18 protein-coding genes and 1 riboswitch are annotated in these 15,215 nt (G+C 63.1%); of the genes, 10 read left to right on the top strand and 8 right to left on the bottom strand.

The features are described 5' to 3' along the window. Positions 1-23: 23 nt before the first annotated feature. On the top strand, positions 24-794 hold the full coding sequence (locus ACR0LZ_RS04115) for an HpcH/HpaI aldolase family protein (protein ID WP_480748511.1): 771 nt from the start codon (positions 24-26) through the stop codon (positions 792-794). Between the two features lie 6 nt (positions 795-800). Here ACR0LZ_RS04115 and ACR0LZ_RS04110 read toward each other — a convergent pair whose 3' ends face one another. After that, positions 801-1,943 (bottom strand): DUF3095 domain-containing protein, encoded by a 1,143-nt coding sequence (locus ACR0LZ_RS04110; RefSeq protein ID WP_480748510.1) that lies wholly within the window; start codon positions 1,941-1,943, stop codon positions 801-803. A gap of 135 nt (positions 1,944-2,078) precedes the next feature. Here ACR0LZ_RS04110 and ACR0LZ_RS04105 point away from each other — a divergent pair, with 135 nt between their 5' ends. The 4 genes from ACR0LZ_RS04105 (at position 2,079) to bluB (ending at position 6,515) form a co-directional block, all read left to right on the top strand. Beyond that, positions 2,079-3,251, top strand: coding sequence for an MFS transporter (locus ACR0LZ_RS04105; protein ID WP_480748509.1), 1,173 nt, complete (start codon positions 2,079-2,081; stop codon positions 3,249-3,251). 28 nt (positions 3,252-3,279) lie between these two features. Continuing rightward, complete coding sequence (locus ACR0LZ_RS04100; RefSeq protein ID WP_480748508.1) at positions 3,280-4,314, top strand: glycosyltransferase family 4 protein; 1,035 nt, start codon at positions 3,280-3,282, stop codon at positions 4,312-4,314. 112 nt (positions 4,315-4,426) lie between these two features. Beyond that, positions 4,427-5,449, top strand: coding sequence for an aspartate-semialdehyde dehydrogenase (locus ACR0LZ_RS04095; RefSeq protein ID WP_480748507.1), 1,023 nt, complete (start codon positions 4,427-4,429; stop codon positions 5,447-5,449). 75 nt (positions 5,450-5,524) lie between these two features. Next, positions 5,525-5,703, top strand: a riboswitch (cobalamin riboswitch). Positions 5,704-5,747: 44 nt separating this feature from the next. Further along, entirely contained in the window at positions 5,748-6,515 is a 768-nt protein-coding gene (bluB, locus tag ACR0LZ_RS04090) for a 5,6-dimethylbenzimidazole synthase (RefSeq protein ID WP_480748506.1), read from the top strand. 44 nt (positions 6,516-6,559) lie between these two features. On the opposite strand, the gene ACR0LZ_RS04085 is transcribed toward bluB, so the two are convergent. After that, positions 6,560-7,210 carry a carbonic anhydrase gene (locus tag ACR0LZ_RS04085; protein WP_480748505.1) on the bottom strand — a complete coding sequence of 217 codons (651 nt, stop codon included), beginning with the start codon at positions 7,208-7,210 and terminating at the stop codon, positions 6,560-6,562. A 150-nt stretch (positions 7,211-7,360) separates the two neighbouring features. Here ACR0LZ_RS04085 and ACR0LZ_RS04080 point away from each other — a divergent pair, with 150 nt between their 5' ends. From ACR0LZ_RS04080 to ACR0LZ_RS04070, 3 genes are all read left to right on the top strand, one after another. Beyond that, positions 7,361-7,750: a hypothetical protein gene (locus ACR0LZ_RS04080; protein ID WP_480748779.1), complete on the top strand. Its 390-nt coding sequence runs from the start codon at positions 7,361-7,363 to the stop codon at positions 7,748-7,750. A 62-nt stretch (positions 7,751-7,812) separates the two neighbouring features. Continuing rightward, positions 7,813-9,195, top strand: coding sequence for a leucyl aminopeptidase family protein (locus tag ACR0LZ_RS04075; RefSeq protein ID WP_480748504.1), 1,383 nt, complete (start codon positions 7,813-7,815; stop codon positions 9,193-9,195). Then, on the top strand, positions 9,192-9,929 hold the full coding sequence (locus tag ACR0LZ_RS04070) for a C40 family peptidase (protein WP_480748503.1): 738 nt from the start codon (positions 9,192-9,194) through the stop codon (positions 9,927-9,929). The genes ACR0LZ_RS04075 and ACR0LZ_RS04070 overlap by 4 nt, the downstream gene beginning before the upstream one ends. Here the strand turns inward: ACR0LZ_RS04070 and ACR0LZ_RS04065 are convergent. After that, entirely contained in the window at positions 9,926-10,276 is a 351-nt protein-coding gene (locus ACR0LZ_RS04065; RefSeq protein ID WP_480748502.1) for a DUF2794 domain-containing protein, read from the bottom strand. The two genes, ACR0LZ_RS04070 and ACR0LZ_RS04065, sit on opposite strands and share 4 nt — an antisense overlap. Before the next feature lie 128 nt (positions 10,277-10,404). Between ACR0LZ_RS04065 and ACR0LZ_RS04060 the strand changes: the two genes are divergently transcribed. Next, positions 10,405-10,671: a hypothetical protein gene (locus ACR0LZ_RS04060; protein ID WP_480748501.1), complete on the top strand. Its 267-nt coding sequence runs from the start codon at positions 10,405-10,407 to the stop codon at positions 10,669-10,671. Positions 10,672-10,722: 51 nt separating this feature from the next. Here the strand turns inward: ACR0LZ_RS04060 and ACR0LZ_RS04055 are convergent, their stop codons facing one another. The 5 genes from ACR0LZ_RS04055 to ACR0LZ_RS04035 all read right to left on the bottom strand — a co-directional run bounded on the left by ACR0LZ_RS04055 (position 10,723) and on the right by ACR0LZ_RS04035 (position 14,414). Then, positions 10,723-11,433: an SDR family NAD(P)-dependent oxidoreductase gene (locus tag ACR0LZ_RS04055; RefSeq protein WP_480748500.1), complete on the bottom strand. Its 711-nt coding sequence runs from the start codon at positions 11,431-11,433 to the stop codon at positions 10,723-10,725. 63 nt (positions 11,434-11,496) lie between these two features. Next, positions 11,497-12,399, bottom strand: coding sequence for an OmpA family protein (locus ACR0LZ_RS04050; RefSeq protein ID WP_480748499.1), 903 nt, complete (start codon positions 12,397-12,399; stop codon positions 11,497-11,499). Then, positions 12,396-12,968 (bottom strand): peroxidase-related enzyme, encoded by a 573-nt coding sequence (locus ACR0LZ_RS04045; RefSeq protein WP_480748498.1) that lies wholly within the window; start codon positions 12,966-12,968, stop codon positions 12,396-12,398. The genes ACR0LZ_RS04050 and ACR0LZ_RS04045 overlap by 4 nt, the downstream gene beginning before the upstream one ends. Before the next feature lie 16 nt (positions 12,969-12,984). After that, the gene (locus ACR0LZ_RS04040; protein WP_480748497.1) at positions 12,985-13,695 is read right to left on the bottom strand and encodes a GNAT family N-acetyltransferase; all 711 of its coding nucleotides are present in this window, start codon (positions 13,693-13,695) and stop codon (positions 12,985-12,987) included. Then, positions 13,692-14,414, bottom strand: coding sequence for a competence/damage-inducible protein A (locus tag ACR0LZ_RS04035; RefSeq protein WP_480748496.1), 723 nt, complete (start codon positions 14,412-14,414; stop codon positions 13,692-13,694). The genes ACR0LZ_RS04040 and ACR0LZ_RS04035 overlap by 4 nt, the downstream gene beginning before the upstream one ends. A gap of 50 nt (positions 14,415-14,464) precedes the next feature. On the opposite strand from ACR0LZ_RS04035, the gene sfsA reads away from it, so the two are divergent. Further along, positions 14,465-15,178: a DNA/RNA nuclease SfsA gene (gene sfsA, locus ACR0LZ_RS04030; protein ID WP_480748495.1), complete on the top strand. Its 714-nt coding sequence runs from the start codon at positions 14,465-14,467 to the stop codon at positions 15,176-15,178. The last annotated feature ends 37 nt before the right edge of the window (positions 15,179-15,215 follow it).

The following is a 15,215-nucleotide window of genomic DNA, read 5'->3' as shown; positions in this document are numbered from 1 at the left end:
ACCCCAGATACTGAGAGGCCCGCATGCCCGCACCAAAAAACAGTTTCAAACAGGCCCTATTGCGCGGCGACCGCCTGATCGGTTGCTGGATGAGCTTTGCCGAGGCCTCCACCGCCGAGATCATGGGCACAACCGGGTTCGACTGGCTGGTGATCGACGGCGAACACAGCCCCAACGATATCCGGTCGATCCGAGATCAGCTGGTGGCGCTGGCGACCAGCCCGTCGCATACGGTGGTGCGGGTGCCCATCGGCGAGACCTGGATCATCAAGCAGGTGCTGGACGCGGGTGCGCAAACCGTTCTGGTGCCCATGGTGGAAAGCGCCGAGCAGGCCCGGGAACTGGTGCGCGCCTGTCACTATCCGCCAACAGGTACGCGCGGTGTGGGCGCCACGGCGACGCGGGCCACCATGTTCGGAACGATTGGCGAGTATATCCAGACCGCCGATGACGAGGTCTGTCTTTTGGTGCAGGTCGAGAACCGCGCGGGTATCGCCGCGCTGGATGACATCCTTGCGGTCGAGGGTATCGACGGCGTGTTCATCGGCCCGGCTGATCTGTCGACGGACATGGGCTTTCAGGGCAACAGCGCCGCGCCCGAAGTGCGCGCGGTCATCGAGGCCGCGATCACCCGGATCAAGGATGCGGGCAAGGCACCGGGCATCCTTGGTACCAGCGAAGAGGCGGCACAGGCCTATCTGGACATGGGCGCACAATTTCTGGCGGTGGGCATCGACGTGCTGGTACTGGCCCAGAGCGCGCGCGCCTTGTCGGCCAAGTGGAAGGCGAAATAGGCCGGATCAGCCGCGCATCGCGGCGGCGGCCCTGGCATAGCCGCCCGAAGCCCCGTCGATGAAATGCATGTGGTCATCGCGCGTGGCCGACGGCACGATGCAGGTCATCATCGCCTCGTCCTGGGCGTGCAGGCCATAGCGGATCTTTCCCTGCGCCCGGGCCTCTTCCAGAAGCATCCCGATCGTGTCGAGCGATGCCTGATCGCAGTCGAGCGTCATTTTAAGCCCGTCGTCGAATTTGCGGAAATCGGTGTTCTGCGTGACCATGCGCCGATAATGGCCCGGATCGAACGAACCGAGATGCCGGCCAGACTTGAACAGAAGCCAGATCAACAGGTTTTGTCCCAGCACCAGTAATTTTCTGAACGCCAGATTGCTGCCGGCACGAGAAACATGGGCATCAATGCTCAGCCCCGGCGGGGGCCAGCGGAGCGGCGGACCGGAGGCGGCAACCGGGTGGCCGTTACGCTCCAGCCCGGCCACGGCCTGAACCACCCGCCGCGCCAGGTCGGCAAAGTCACGATCCGACGCGCGGGCGGTTGGCTGAATGACGATGGACACGATCTGTCCATGTTTTGCCCGGCTGTTGGCCCAACGGCAGGACAAACCGGTCAGGTCCGGTTGTGCGCCCGGAGCAGCGGGCGGGATTTCATAGGCGCCGGATTTCATCCGCGACTCGGCCCAGCTGACCCCTCCGCCTGAAAACATGGCGTAATCGACGCCGTCCGATGCTGCGTGTCGCGCAACGCGAACATCGCTGCCCATGGCGCGGATGTCGCTCAGCGGCACCAGGGCGGCGCGAAGCGAGATCGAGAATTCCTCCTTGGCCCAACACCGAAGGTTTGCCAGCACCTGATGCGCGCGGGCAGCCAGTGAGCCCGGAACCGCAAAGGCCGCGCCGTCACCCCCGAAGACAAAGGGAAACGGCTGTTCGGACACTTCGTTCATCATGGCCGAGATCACGGCGGCACCAACCATGTTGACGGTCTTGTATCGCCCGCGTTCAATCTCGCCGGTGGAATCGACGATATCGGCCACACCAACCACCCAATCCGGCGGCAGCGGGGTGAACCGCGCGGGCTCGGCCAGCTCGGCGAAATCGCGCACGGGCGCAAGCGTGGCATAAAACCCGCCCTGCTCGCCGATCATTGCCCTTGTCCCCTGCATAGACGTCAAAGTAGCACGAATGCGGTGATGACCAGCAATCACGCAACCAGACACACGCTTGTGCAATGTGGCGGGACGTGTCAACCATCCTTAACAAGACAGGTATCGGAGCGGATCATGCGGGCTGGATTGGTTGTATTGTGTCTGGCCTATGTGCTGAGCCAGTTCTTTCGCGCCTTTCTGGCGGTGCTGACCGCCGATCTTGGCCGCGACATTGGCGCGGCACCAGACGATCTGGCCGCCGCTTCGGGGTTTTGGTTCCTGACTTTCGCCGCGATGCAAATTCCGGTCGGCTGGTCGCTGGACCGGATCGGGCCGCGACGGACGGCAGCGGTGTTGCTGCTGCTGGGCGGTGGCGGCGGCGCGGCCCTGTTTGCGGCGGCAACCGCGCCGGTTCACGTGAGCCTTGCCATGGTGCTGATCGGCGTCGGGTGCTCGCCGGTTCTGATGGCGTCCTATTACATTTTCGCGCGCGAGTTTGCCCCGGCCAGATTCGCCACGCTGGCGGCGGTGATGCTTGGCGTGGGTTCGGTTGGCAATCTTGTCGCCTCGTACCCGACCGCGCTGGCGGTGGAGCTGATGGGCTGGCGTGCGACGCTGGCCGGGCTGGCCGCAATCTCGTCGGCTGTGGCGGTTGGAATCTGGATGACGGTGCATGATCCCGAACGGATTGATTCCGAGCAAAAGGGATCGGTTCTGGATCTTCTGAGAGAACCGCGGCTGTGGGCCATTCTGCCGCTGATGCTGGTGGCCTATGCGCCCTCGGCGGCGCTGCGGGGGCTTTGGGCAGGGCCGTATTTGCGGGACGTTTTCGATCTGACCACCTCGCAGATCGGGCAGGCGACGCTGATCATGGGGGCGGCGATGATTGCCGGAACCTTCAGCTATGGCCCGCTGGACCGGATCCTGGGCACCCGGAAATGGGTGATCTTCGGAGGCAACGTATTGGGCGCCGTCGCGTTGGGCCTCCTGTGCCTGTGGATCGATCACGCGGTCTGGTCCTCGGTCGTGCTGATGGCGGTGATCGGGTTCATGGGGGCATCCTTCCCGGTGATCATGGCGCATGGACGCGCCTTCATTCCGGCACATCTGGTCGGGCGAGGTGTGACGCTGTTGAACCTGTTCGGCATCGGTGGCGTCGGGATCATGCAGTTTCTGACCGGACGGATACACGCGGCAACCGTGGAGGCGGGCGCGACTGCGCCTTACGTGCTGATTTTTGGCTTTTTTGCGGTCGCGCTTGGCCTTGGTTGCGCGGTATACCTGTTCAGCCGCGACAGCGTCGACTGACCTGAAACCACCGGAACAGGAGCATCAATTGCAAGACGTGCGTGTCATCGCCCCAAATCTGAAACGCAGGCTTTCCGGCGTGACGGCGACCATTGCGCGGTTGGTTCCTCTGCAGGCCCAAAAGATCGGTATTGTCGCCACCGGCCCCGGATTGCCCGATGACATCCCGCATATACCGCTGGCAAAGGTACCGTTCCTGCCGCGCCGACCTCTCAGGGTCTGGCATGCACGGCGGAACACGGAAATGCTGTTGGGTCTGATCCTGCGGGGGATGTTCCGGATGCGCCTGAAGCTGCTATTCACCAGCGCCTCGCAGCGGCGGCACACGGGTTACACCAAGTGGCTGATCTCGAAGATGGACGCGGTGGTGGCGACCTCGCGCAAGACCGCCGGGTATCTGGACCGGGACGCGCGCGTGATCATGCACGGGATCAACCTGCAGGATTTCACCCCGCCCAAGGATCGCGCCGCCGTGCGGGCGCAACTGGGGCTGCCCGACGGGATATTGCTGGGCTGTTATGGCCGCATCCGGCACCAGAAAGGCACGGATGCCTTTGTCGATGCGATGATCGATCTGTGTGGGCGGTTCGACGATGTATCGGGCATTGTCATGGGCCGGGCGACCGAGCAGCACACCGGCTTTCTGAACGATCTGAAACAGAAGGTCGCAGACGCCGGGCTGGCCCACCGCATCCTGTTCAAGCCCGAGGTCACCGTGGACCGGATCGCGGAATGGTATCAGGTGCTGGACCTGTTCATCGCCCCCCAGCGATGGGAAGGGTTCGGCCTGACCCCGCTGGAGGCGATGGCCTGCGGTGTGCCGGTGGTGGCCACCGATGTGGGCGCGTTTTCCGAAATCGTGACCGACCCGTCGCTGGGCCGCGTCGTGGCCCCGAACAACATTCAGGCGCTGGCCGGCGCGGCGGCGGAGATGCTGGCGGACCGCGATTCTCTGGCCCGGTCCGGAGTGGCGGCCCGCACCCATGTAGAGACGCATTTTGATATCGAGGGCGAAGCAAATGCGCTGGTCGAGGTCTATGAGGGCCTTCTGGCCGGGGGCTGAGACACAGCGCCACGCCTCAAATTGACGTCAGGGACGCAAATACGCCGCCTGCCCCCTTTCTTCTGCGACAAAGGGTGCTATGAACGCGCGTCCTTAACTCAGGAGACAAGACATGGGCTATCGCGTCGTCGTCGTCGGCGCCACGGGCAACGTGGGCCGCGAAATGCTGAACATCCTGGCCGAGCGCCAGTTCCCCGTGGACGAAATTGCCGCTTTGGCAAGCCGTCGTTCGCTGGGCACCGAAGTCAGCTTTGGCGACAAGACGATCAAGACCCAGGACTTGGCCACCTTTGACTTTACCGGCTGGGACATGGCGCTGTTTGCCGTGGGTTCGGCCGCGACCAAGGATTATGCGCCCAAGGCGGCGGCGGCGGGCTGTGTCGTGATCGACAACTCGTCGCTCTATCGCTATGACCCGGACATTCCGCTGATCGTGCCGGAAGTGAACCCGCAGGCGATCCACGACTATTCCAAGAAGAACATCATCGCGAACCCCAACTGCTCGACCGCGCAGATGGTGGTTGCGCTGAAGCCGCTGCATGACCGTGCCAGGATCAAACGCGTCGTGGTATCGACCTATCAGTCGGTGTCGGGCGCGGGCAAGGAAGGCATGGACGAGCTGTGGGATCAGACCAAGGCCGTCTACAACCCGATCACCGAGGTCGAGCCGAAGAAGTTCCAGAAGCAGATCGCCTTCAACGTCATTCCGCATATCGACGTCTTCATGGAGGATGGCTCGACCAAGGAAGAGTGGAAGATGGTCGCCGAAACCAAGAAAATCGTCGACCCCAAGATCAAGGTCACCGCGACCTGCGTCCGCGTTCCGGTCTTCGTGGGCCATTCCGAGGCGGTGAACATCGAGTTCGAGGAGTTCCTGGACGAAGACGAGGCGCGCGACATCCTGCGCGAGGCACCCGGCATCATGGTGATCGACAAGCGCGAGGCCGGTGGCTATGTCACCCCGGTGGAATGCGTCGGCGATTTCGCCACCTTCATCAGCCGCATTCGCCAGGATTCGACCATCGAGAACGGCATTAACCTGTGGTGCGTCAGCGACAACCTGCGCAAGGGCGCGGCGCTGAACGCGGTGCAGATCGCCGAGCTGCTGGGACGGGAAGTTCTGAAGAAGGGGTGAAGCTCCTTCGGATTGGGAATGTCAGGGGCGCGGAAACCGTGCCCCTTTTTCGTTGACCTGCCTGCGTGACCGACTAATGTCCGGCCACCTTTCGGTGCCCGCCCGTGCGGGAGAATCGGGAACGCGGTGCAAACCCGCGACGTGCCCAACGCTGTAAGGGGGACTGTGCGGACATGAACCACTGGCCTTGGCCGGGAAGGGGTTCGCGCGGGAAGATCCCGAGTCAGAAGACCGGCCGGAAGGGATGGCGCAGCCTGCGTGGACGGCGGGCGGCGCGGGACCATCCAAGGGGACTCCGATGGCCATTACCACCGAACCGGCGCTGATGGCGCCCGACGCTTTTGACAAGGCGAGCCGCGAAGCGGTTTATCGAACCATCCTCAACCGTCGCGACACCCGCGGGGATTTCCTGCCGGACCCGATACCCGAAGACCGGTTGAGCCGTGTCCTTTTGGCGGCGCATCACGCGCCATCGGTGGGATTCATGCAGCCGTGGGATTTCCTGATCCTGCAGGACCGTGATATGCGCCGGCAGGTGCATGAGCTGTTTGCCAAGGCCCATGCTGAGGCCGCGCTGATGTTCCCGGTCGAGCAGCGCGACACTTATCGCAAGCTCAAGCTGGAAGGTATCCTCGAGGCGCCGATCAACATCTGCATCACTTGCGACCGCAGCCGCTCCGGGCCGGTGGTGATCGGTCGCACTCATATACCGGTGATGGACATGTTCTCGTCGGTCTGTGCGGTACAGAATTTCTGGCTGGCGGCACGAGCCGAGGGGCTGGGGGTGGGCTGGGTGTCGATCCTTGACAATGGCGCGCTGAAAGAGGTGCTGAACCTGCCTGCCGAGGTTGTACCCGTCGCATATCTTTGTGTCGGGCTGGTCCGTGGTTTTCACGACAGGCCGGAACTTGAAAAGGCCGGTTGGCTGCCGCGCCGCGCGATCACCGACCACGTGCACTTTGGTCAATGGGGGCAAACCGGCGGTGATGCAGAGCTGACCGGGCGCTTGCGCGCGGACCAGGCATCAATCGCAGACGGAACGTTCCTGTCGCGGCGGCTGGGCTGATTTCCAGAAGCGGTTCGGGCGCCGAAGGTCGGCGCCCGGGTCACTCAGACCGGTTCGAACTTTCCTTTCGCAGGATCATAGCTCTGCAATCCGCCTGCGCCGATGTCGGTCCACAGGCCGTGAATGCTGAGGCTTTTGGCCTCGACGGCGGAGGCGACGAACGGGAAGGTCATCAGGTTTTCCAGCGAGGCCACCACGGCCTGTTTCTCGAACTGGCGGGCCTGTTCGATGTTGTCCTTGAGATCGGCAACCAGATCGTATTTCGGTTTCAGGATATCCATCCAGCGCCCGACGAAGCTTTCCTTGGCCTCAAGCTGTGGCGCCTGCCCCTTGCACATGTCGATACAGCCCTGAACGCCACCGCATTGCGAATGGCCCAGCACGATCAGATGCGCGACCTTCAGCGCGGTGACCGCATATTCGATGGCCGCGCTGGTGCCGTGGTGATCGCCATCGGGCGCATAGGGCGGTACCAGATTGGCAATGTTGCGGTGGATAAAGAATTCGCCCTGATCGGCGCCGAAGATAGATGTGACGTGCACCCGGCTGTCGCAGCAGGAGATCACCATGGCGCGCGGATGCTGCCCTTCGTTGGCCAATGTGCGGTACCAGGCCTCGTTCTCGGCATAGGTCGTGGCTTTCCAGCCATGGTAGCGCTTGACCAGATAATTCGGCAGAGGTTTAGCGAAGTCCATTCCAGTAAATCCCCAAGGTTTTCTGTGCTGCAGCGTGATCTAATCCGAATTGAAACAAAATTCGAGACATTATCCACTTTTGCCGAAACCTTTTGCCAACCACTGTGGCGCGAGGATGCGACCGTGCCGTGGGGGTGCGACTTTATTGGGGTGAACGTGGTGGAGAAAGTGATCACACTCGTTCAGAGGGAAACCGTGCGACTGGATCCGGACCCTCTGGGAAATCTTTACGATCAGCTGGGCGATTCGGGCGCCGAGGATGTGGTATGCCGCGCCATCGAAGAGCTGGCCCTGCGGCTGTCGCGATGCGAACTCATGTGGCGACAACGGGATTGGCTGGGTCTGCGCAAGGCCGCACGCTCGCTGGTGGCGATTGCCGAACAGGTCGGCATGACGGCGCTGACCCGCGTGGCGGGAGATGTGTCAGAAGCCGTGGATGCCGGAGACCACGTCGCCGCCAGCGCCACGCTGTTCCGCCTGATCCGGGTCGGCGAGCAGTCGTTGGTTGCGGTTTGGGACCAACGGCATCTTTCGATCTGAAATGGCTTGCAGGCGCCCCGGCGCAAGGTAGTCTGGCCGCACCTCAACCAAGCGAGCCGTTCATGCCCCTGTCTTTTGCCCCTCCCTCCGACGACGCCCTGCACCTGCATGTAATTGAACAGGCCGCGCTTGATGCCTGGCTGGATGCGCAGGGCAGCGAGGTTCGGGGTTGGGTAGCGTCCAACGGGTTCACCGGCGCACTGGGACAGGCGCTGTTGGTGCCGGGCCGCGAAGGCGCGGTGCGATTTGCGCTGGCCGGGTACGGCGACGCGACCAAGCGCGCGCGCAAGCGGTTTCCGCTGGCCGCCGCCGCCGAAAAGCTGCCCAAAGGCAGTTATCGGATCGTCTCGGGGCTGGCCGATCAGGATACCGCCAACGAGGCGCTTGGATGGCTGCTGACCGGATACGCCTTTGACCGTTATGCCGCGCAATCGCCGGCCAAGGCCACGCTTGTCGCCCCCGAAGGCGTTGACGCCACCCGGATCGAGGCCATTGCCAATGCCGAAACCCTGATCCGCGATCTGATCAACACCCCGGCATCCGACATGGGGCCGGACCACCTGCAATCAGCGGCCGAGGGGCTGGCGGCCGAGTTCGGGGCGCGGTGCGAGACCATCATCGGCGACGACCTGTTGGCCCGGAATTTTCCCATGATCCATACCGTAGGGCGCGCCGCCGGGCAGGCCCCGAGGCTGATCGAGATGACCTGGGGCGACAGCGGACCCAGCCTGACGCTGGTCGGCAAAGGGGTCTGTTTCGACACCGGCGGGCTGGACCTGAAACCTGCTTCGGCCATGGGGTTGATGAAAAAGGACATGGGCGGGGCGGCCAATGTGCTGGGGCTGGCGCGAATGATCATGGCGCTGGCCCTGCCGATCCGGCTGCGGGTGCTGATCCCGGCGGTGGAAAATTCGGTGGCCGGAAACGCATTTCGCCCCGGCGATATCCTGACCTCGCGCAAGGGGTTGACGGTCGAGATCAACAACACCGACGCCGAAGGGCGGCTGGTGCTGGCCGACGCGCTTGCGCTGGCGGACGAGGGCCAGCCGGATCTGGTGATCTCGATGGCGACGCTGACGGGTGCGGCGCGCGTGGCAGTCGGGGCAGACCTGGCCCCGTTTTATACCGACGACGACGAGGCGGCGCAGGTGCTGGCGCAGGCCGCGTCAAAGGTGGCCGACCCGGTGTGGCGGATGCCGTTTCATGACCCTTATGAAGAACTGATCGAACCGGGCATCGCTGATCTGGACAACGCACCGTCGGGCGGGTTTGCCGGATCGATCACGGCAGCGCTGTTCCTGCGGCGGTTCGTGACCGCCAGCCGGTACATGCATTTCGACATTTTCGCCTGGCAGAAATCCAAGGCTCCGGGGCGCAGCAAGGGAGGGTTCGGGCAAGGCCCCCGCGCCCTGCTGGAGGCGCTGCCAGACCTGCTGAAATCATGAGCGTGCAAGGCATCCATGTTCCGGTCACCGATTTGCTTCGCCGCCCCGACGGCCCGCGCGACCGCCAGTTGCTGTATGGCGATGTGGTGACGGTCAAAGAGGTCACCGGCGACTGGAACCGGATACTATCGGAAAAGGACGGCTATCCCGGCTGGGTCCGGTCGGAGGTGCTGGGTGATGCGCAACAACCCACGCACTGGGTCGCGGCACCGGCCACGCATGCCTATTCGCGGCCCGATATGAAAAGCGCTGAACGTGTTTGCCTGAGTTTCGGAAGCAGGCTGGCGGCCCGCTCGGAAACCAATGGTTTTATCGAAACCGACGCGGGGTTTGTGCCTGCGGTTCATCTGGTCGGGATCGGCACGAAATTCGACGATCCGGTTTCGGTCGCAGCGCTGTTTCTGGGTACGCCCTACCTTTGGGGCGGCAACAGCCGGGCGGGCATCGACTGTTCGGGGCTGGTGCAGGCGGCCTTGCTGGCGTGCGGCATCCCCTGCCCCGGCGACAGCGGCGATCAGGAACGCGCCCTGGGTACGGCCCTGCCCGCCGGAACCGCACACCGGCGCGGCGATCTGTTGTTCTGGAAAGGCCATGTCGCCTGGATGGCCGATCCTGAGACCTTGCTGCACGCGAATGCGCATCACATGGCGGTGCAGTACGAACCACTGGATACGGCAATTGCCCGAATCGAAGCGCAGGGCGACGGCCCGGTCACGGCCCACAAAAGGCTTTAGTCGGTATCGATCGCCCGGATCAGCTTGCGTTCCAGCACCCGCAGAACCGTGCGCAAATCATGGCCGCGTTTCAGGATGCGCCCGTCCATTCCCACCACCGAATACAATCCCTGCCGCTGGCGCATACGGGGATGTTTCTCTACGCGATAGATCGGATGTTCGGCAGTGCGCCGAAAGATCGAGAAGACGGCCATGTCACGCAGGTTCGAGATGCCGTAGTCACGCCACTCTCCCGCAGCCACCATCCGGCCATAGACAGAGAGGATCAAAGACATTTCGCGCCGGTCGAACGCGACCTGCATCTGGGCCGGACCCGCAGCAAACGGGCTTGGAGGCTGCATGTTCATAAACTCAGCCTTGCCAAATTTTTTCGCCAAATCAAGTCTGCAAAGCGGCAATCCCGGTCTGTTGAGGCGGCGAGAGCACGTTGCCGACATGGGCGATCAACTGCTTTTGGGCTAGAATGCAGGTTGGAATGCCGTCCGCCCCGAGCGATCTTGCGCGCCGGTTGCAAAGGCTGTTTTCTGAAGTCCACGCCAGCACACGAGGTCTCGGCCAAATGGCAAATAATGAGGAAAACGAATCCCGGCTGCTGGTGATCGTCACGCCGAGTTTCAACATGGCTGCAACGATGAGTTTCGTGGACCCGTTTCGCGCGGCTAACTACTTGGAAGAAAAAACCTATTTCAGACAACTGTGTTGCACGGATCGTTTCATCAGCGTGGCCAGTTTCTTGGTTTAACGACGGGATGGCGCCGAGCGACATGCGCAAGGTGGCGCTGCGGCCTGCAGACTAGAAGTTCTCGACCCAGGGCCGGATATCCAGCTCGTTCGACCATGCGGAGCGGTCCTGATCAATCAGGTGCATGTATTCGCGGGCAATGGCGTCGGGGTTCAGCATGCTGTCTGGGGCGTCCGCCGGTTCGGCCCGCGCGGCGCTGCGGATCGCACCGTCGATGTTGACCCAGACCACATGGATGCCCTTTGGATGCAACTCGCGCGCCATGGATTGCGCAAGGCCCCGCTGGGCAAACTTGCCCATCGCAAACGGGGCCGATTGGGGAAACCCCTTGACCCCGGCCGAGGCGCCGGTGAACAGGATCGTGCCCCGCCGGCCATCCGACAAGCCTTGCATCAGCATGCGTTTCGCCGCGAAGTGACCCAGAAGGAAGGCACCAAAGGCCGTCACCTCGATCGCCTTGCGCACGGCCTTGGGTTCGAGGTCGGCAATCGGCCCGCGCTGGCGGGCAGAGGGGTTGTAACAGGCGACGCGCAATTCCCCCGGAATGGACTCGACCAGTTCGGCGACACCGTCGGCATTCGTGCCGTCCAGTTCGTGTGTTCTGGCATGGATTTCGGATGCCAAGTCCTTGAGATCGGACGTATCCCGCGCGGCCAGATGCACCGCGTAACCGGCATGGGCCAGTTCCCGGGCAAAAGACGCGGACAGGCCGGTACCGGCGCCGATGATGAGTGCAGAGGATTTGGACGAAGGTTTTGCCATGGCGGATTCTCCTGCTCTCACCATGACAGGTCGCCCGTGCCTGCGCAAAGCAAATGCAGCGGGTCAGCCGCCCAGCATGACCGCTTCGACCCGGCGGTTGCGGTCGCGGCCTTCGGGCGTCTGGTTCGAGGTCAGCGGCGCGAGATAGCCGGCGCCTTCGGCCTCGAGCCGTTCGGCATCTACGCCATGATCCGCCACCAGCCGGTCGCGCACCGCCTGGGCGCGGCGCTTGCTGAGGGCGGTGTTGCCCTCAAGGGTGCCGACATCGTCGGTATGACCGACCAGTGCGATGCGCAGCTTGGGGTTTTCTGCCAGCAGAGCTGCCAGTGTTTTCAGTGACGCATAAGGCCCCGGCCCCAGCGCATCGGCGCCGGTCTGGAAATCCAGATCTTCCAGGATCGCGTGACCATTCAGGCGCAGATCGGCCAGCAACCCTTCGGAGCTGTCCTCGGTTTCGTAAACGACAAACGGAGCTTCGGCCTGAATATCGGCCGGCCCCACGCTGATCACCTGCAGATAGGCGTCAGGGGGATTGCGGCTGATCAGCAGGCTGAGCGCCTCGTCCCCGCGCACCGCCGAGACAAAGCGATAGTCGCGCAAGGCCACGTACATGTCCGGGTTCGGAACCACCTCGGTGCCAAAGCGGAAATCGAAGCCGCCGCATTGGGACGATTGGCAATCGAGCACGATCTCATAATCCTGCGCCCTGATTTGATCCCGCATCGGCGTGAGGATCTGCAGCGTGGTCCGTGACCCCGAGCGAACACGCCAGGTACGGCGATCAACCCTGCCCTCGAACGTGCGGGATGGCACGGTGTTGCCGTCAAACACCCCGACAGGCAGATCATAGCTGTCCAGAGCACTGATCCGTTCGGTCAGTTGCTGCGCGCCGCTGGGCAACGTCAGTTCCTGAGCGGAGACCGGAGCAGCCATCAGGGCAAGACAAAGGGCGAAAGGGCGGATCATCTGAATTGCGAATGATACTCGTCATTGGGCACCATCGCAGTTGCGCTGGCGACGCGGTTGGACATGTTGAAGAAACCCGCCACGTTGGCGATGTCCCAGATATCGCGGTCGGAGAAACCGACATCGCGCAGGCGCTGGCGGTCGGGTTCCTCGATCTCGGCGCTGGCGGTGGTCATCTTGGCGGCGAAATCCAGCATGGCGCGCTGGCGCGCATCCAGAGGCGCGACGCGATAGTTCATCACCAGCATCTCGCCCAGCTTCGGATCGCCGGACAACTGGCGCACCGCCGCGCCATGGGCCACGAGGCAGTAGAAGCACTTGTTGATCGAGGACACGACGACCGCGATCATCTCACGTTCAAGCTTGGAAAGCCCGCTGTCGGCCAGCATCAGGTCGTTATACATCGCCGTGAACGCGTTGAGCTTGGCGATGTCGAACGCGTTGGCCCTGAGTACGTTGGGCACCATGCCCAGCTTTTCCACGCAGATGTCGAAGTATTTCTGCGTCTCGGGCGGCAGCGGGTCCACCATCGGCAGGTCAAGCGCGGTGGGTTGGTTCGGATCGGTCACGATTGTCTTTCTCCCCTCAGACAAGCTGGCGATAGTGATACTCTGCGACAAGGTTCATGCCGAGAGAGCGGTAGAGGGCGTTGGCCCCTTCGTTCGCCTTGGTGCAGATCACGCTAAGGGTCTGTGCGCCGTTGTCCATCGCCCAAAAGGCCGCGCCACGCATGGCCCATTGGCCCAGGCCCTGCCGGCGCTGGTGCGGCAGGATTTCCAGGGCATGCACCATTGCGGTTCCATCATGAATGGCGACAAAGCCGGTGCCGCCGGGCTTGTCGCGGTGGCGCATCAGCAGGCCGGTCTTTGGCCCTTTGGCGCGGTCCATCACGGCCAGCCGCGCGGGTCCGATGCCACCCTGCGCCCAGATCTCACGCATGATCGCCAGCGGTTCCCACAGGGTGAAGACGGTGACGCGGGGGATGGGGATATCGGTGAGGTGTTCGACCGGACAGGCATAGATATTGACCGGATCGAACTTTTCATAGCCGCGCGACGCCAGTTGCGCATCCAGCGCCTCGTCACCGGGACGCAGACAGAACAGGCGTTTTTGACCCAAAGTCTGCATCGCCGCCTCGGCTGCGTCGATATCGGCCTCGGTGACTTCGCCGATCCTGCTGGCCGCGGACACGCGCGAACCGGCCCCCTGCGCCTCGCGAAGCATGAATGGCCCCGACCGCGTGAATCGGACAGCGGGCCAGGTGCCGTCGACGACCTCCGCCCAGTTGATGCTCAAAGCTCAAGCTCCTGCGCCAGACGGGTCATCGCCGCGTCGACGCGTGCACCGTCGGTGCCCCGGATCACGATATTGGCGCCAAAGGCCCCGTTCACCTGGAACGGATAGCAGCCGATGGTCAGGTCGCCAAAGGCGTTGGCCAGTTGCGACAGCGTTTCGGCAATGTCGCCTTCGCCCCGGTCCACCCGCAGGGTCTGCGACAAGAGCGGCGCGCCACCGGTCAGCGTGGGCAGGACGCTGGCCACCATGGCCTGAAACACCAGCGGCACGCCCGCCATCACATGCACGTTGCCCAGCGTGAACCCCGGCGCGGTCGAAACCGGGTTGGCGATCAGCTCTGCCGTGTCCGGGATGCGCGCCATGCGCATGCGTGCGGCGTTGAGTTCCAGCCCGGTCTTTTCGTAATGCGCCTCAAGCAGGGCGCGGGCGTCGTCGCGCACATCGATGCCGACACCAAAGGCGCGGGCGATGCAATCGGCGGTGATATCGTCGTGGGTCGGGCCGATGCCACCGCTGGTGAAGACGTGGTCGAAGCTTTGCGACAACTGTTTGACGGCGGTTTCAATAGCTGCAGGGTCATCGCTGACCACACGCACCTCCTTCAGGTCGATGCCATGTTTTGTGAGTTCACCCGCCAGATAATGCATGTTGGCGTCGCGGGTGCGGCCCGACAAGATCTCGTCTCCGATCACGAGCATTGCAGCGGTTGGGTTGGGCATGGCACCCTCTCCTCTTGAATGACCTTCAGCGCAGGTATAGGCCCGGACCCATGCGCTTTGAAACCCCTCTTGTGCCCGCCCGCCTGATCCGCCGCTACAAACGCTTTCTGGCAGATTGCACGCTAGAGGACGGGCGCGAGGTGACCGCGCATTGCGCCAATCCAGGTTCGATGATGGGGCTGGCCGAGCCGGGCGTTAAGATCTGGCTGGAACCGAATGACGATCCGAAAAAGAAGCTGAAGTTCGGCTGGCGGCTGGTCGATCACGAGAACGGGCATTTCACCGGGGTCGATACTTCGGTGCCGAACCGGGCGCTGAGGGCCGCGCTGGAAAGCGGTAGGGTGGCGGAACTGGCAGACTACCGCACAGTGCGGGCCGAGGTGAAATATGGGCAAAACAGCCGCATCGACTTTCTGCTGAGCCAGCCGGGTCTGCCAGACGCCTATGTCGAGGTCAAAAGCGTGACCCTGTCGCGCCATCCGCGACTGGCGGAGTTTCCCGACAGCGTGACCCAGCGCGGCACCAAACATCTGGGAGAGCTCGCGGCGATGGCGGCGCAGGGTCATCGCGCCGTGATGCTGTATTTGGTGCAACGCACCGATTGCGACAGCTTTGCTTTGGCGGCGGATATCGATCCGGCTTATGCGGCGACATTCGAGGCGGCGCGGGCGACCGGGGTCGAGCGGCTGGTATACGGCACCGAGATTTCTCCAAAAGGCGTCAGGGTGACCGATGCCTTGACCGGTTTGAGCGGACTTGCCTGAACCGAAAGGCGGTGCCGACGATGAGAAATTGGGTATA

It is taken from the genome of Ruegeria sp. CI1 (assembly GCF_056536925.1).
The sequence above is the reverse complement of the archived record's forward strand: the minus strand, read 5'-3'. Positions and strand labels throughout refer to the sequence as shown.

Bases quoted from the DNA above. Each gene is read 5' to 3' on its own strand.
- ACR0LZ_RS04115 (WP_480748511.1), top strand. From the start codon at position 24: ATGCCCGCACCAAAAAACAGTTTCAAACAGGCCCTATTGCGCGGCGAC.
- ACR0LZ_RS04110 (WP_480748510.1), bottom strand. From the start codon at position 1,943: ATGATCGGCGAGCAGGGCGGGTTTTATGCCACGCTTGCGCCCGTGCGC.
- ACR0LZ_RS04105 (WP_480748509.1), top strand. From the start codon at position 2,079: ATGCGGGCTGGATTGGTTGTATTGTGTCTGGCCTATGTGCTGAGCCAG.
- ACR0LZ_RS04095 (WP_480748507.1), top strand. From the start codon at position 4,427: ATGGGCTATCGCGTCGTCGTCGTCGGCGCCACGGGCAACGTGGGCCGC.
- bluB (WP_480748506.1), top strand. From the start codon at position 5,748: ATGGCCATTACCACCGAACCGGCGCTGATGGCGCCCGACGCTTTTGAC.
- ACR0LZ_RS04085 (WP_480748505.1), bottom strand. From the start codon at position 7,210: ATGGACTTCGCTAAACCTCTGCCGAATTATCTGGTCAAGCGCTACCAT.
- ACR0LZ_RS04075 (WP_480748504.1), top strand. From the start codon at position 7,813: ATGCCCCTGTCTTTTGCCCCTCCCTCCGACGACGCCCTGCACCTGCAT.
- ACR0LZ_RS04070 (WP_480748503.1), top strand. From the start codon at position 9,192: ATGAGCGTGCAAGGCATCCATGTTCCGGTCACCGATTTGCTTCGCCGC.
- ACR0LZ_RS04065 (WP_480748502.1), bottom strand. From the start codon at position 10,276: ATGAACATGCAGCCTCCAAGCCCGTTTGCTGCGGGTCCGGCCCAGATG.
- ACR0LZ_RS04060 (WP_480748501.1), top strand. From the start codon at position 10,405: ATGCCGTCCGCCCCGAGCGATCTTGCGCGCCGGTTGCAAAGGCTGTTT.
- ACR0LZ_RS04055 (WP_480748500.1), bottom strand. From the start codon at position 11,433: ATGGCAAAACCTTCGTCCAAATCCTCTGCACTCATCATCGGCGCCGGT.
- ACR0LZ_RS04050 (WP_480748499.1), bottom strand. From the start codon at position 12,399: ATGATCCGCCCTTTCGCCCTTTGTCTTGCCCTGATGGCTGCTCCGGTC.
- ACR0LZ_RS04035 (WP_480748496.1), bottom strand. From the start codon at position 14,414: ATGCCCAACCCAACCGCTGCAATGCTCGTGATCGGAGACGAGATCTTG.
- sfsA (WP_480748495.1), top strand. From the start codon at position 14,465: ATGCGCTTTGAAACCCCTCTTGTGCCCGCCCGCCTGATCCGCCGCTAC.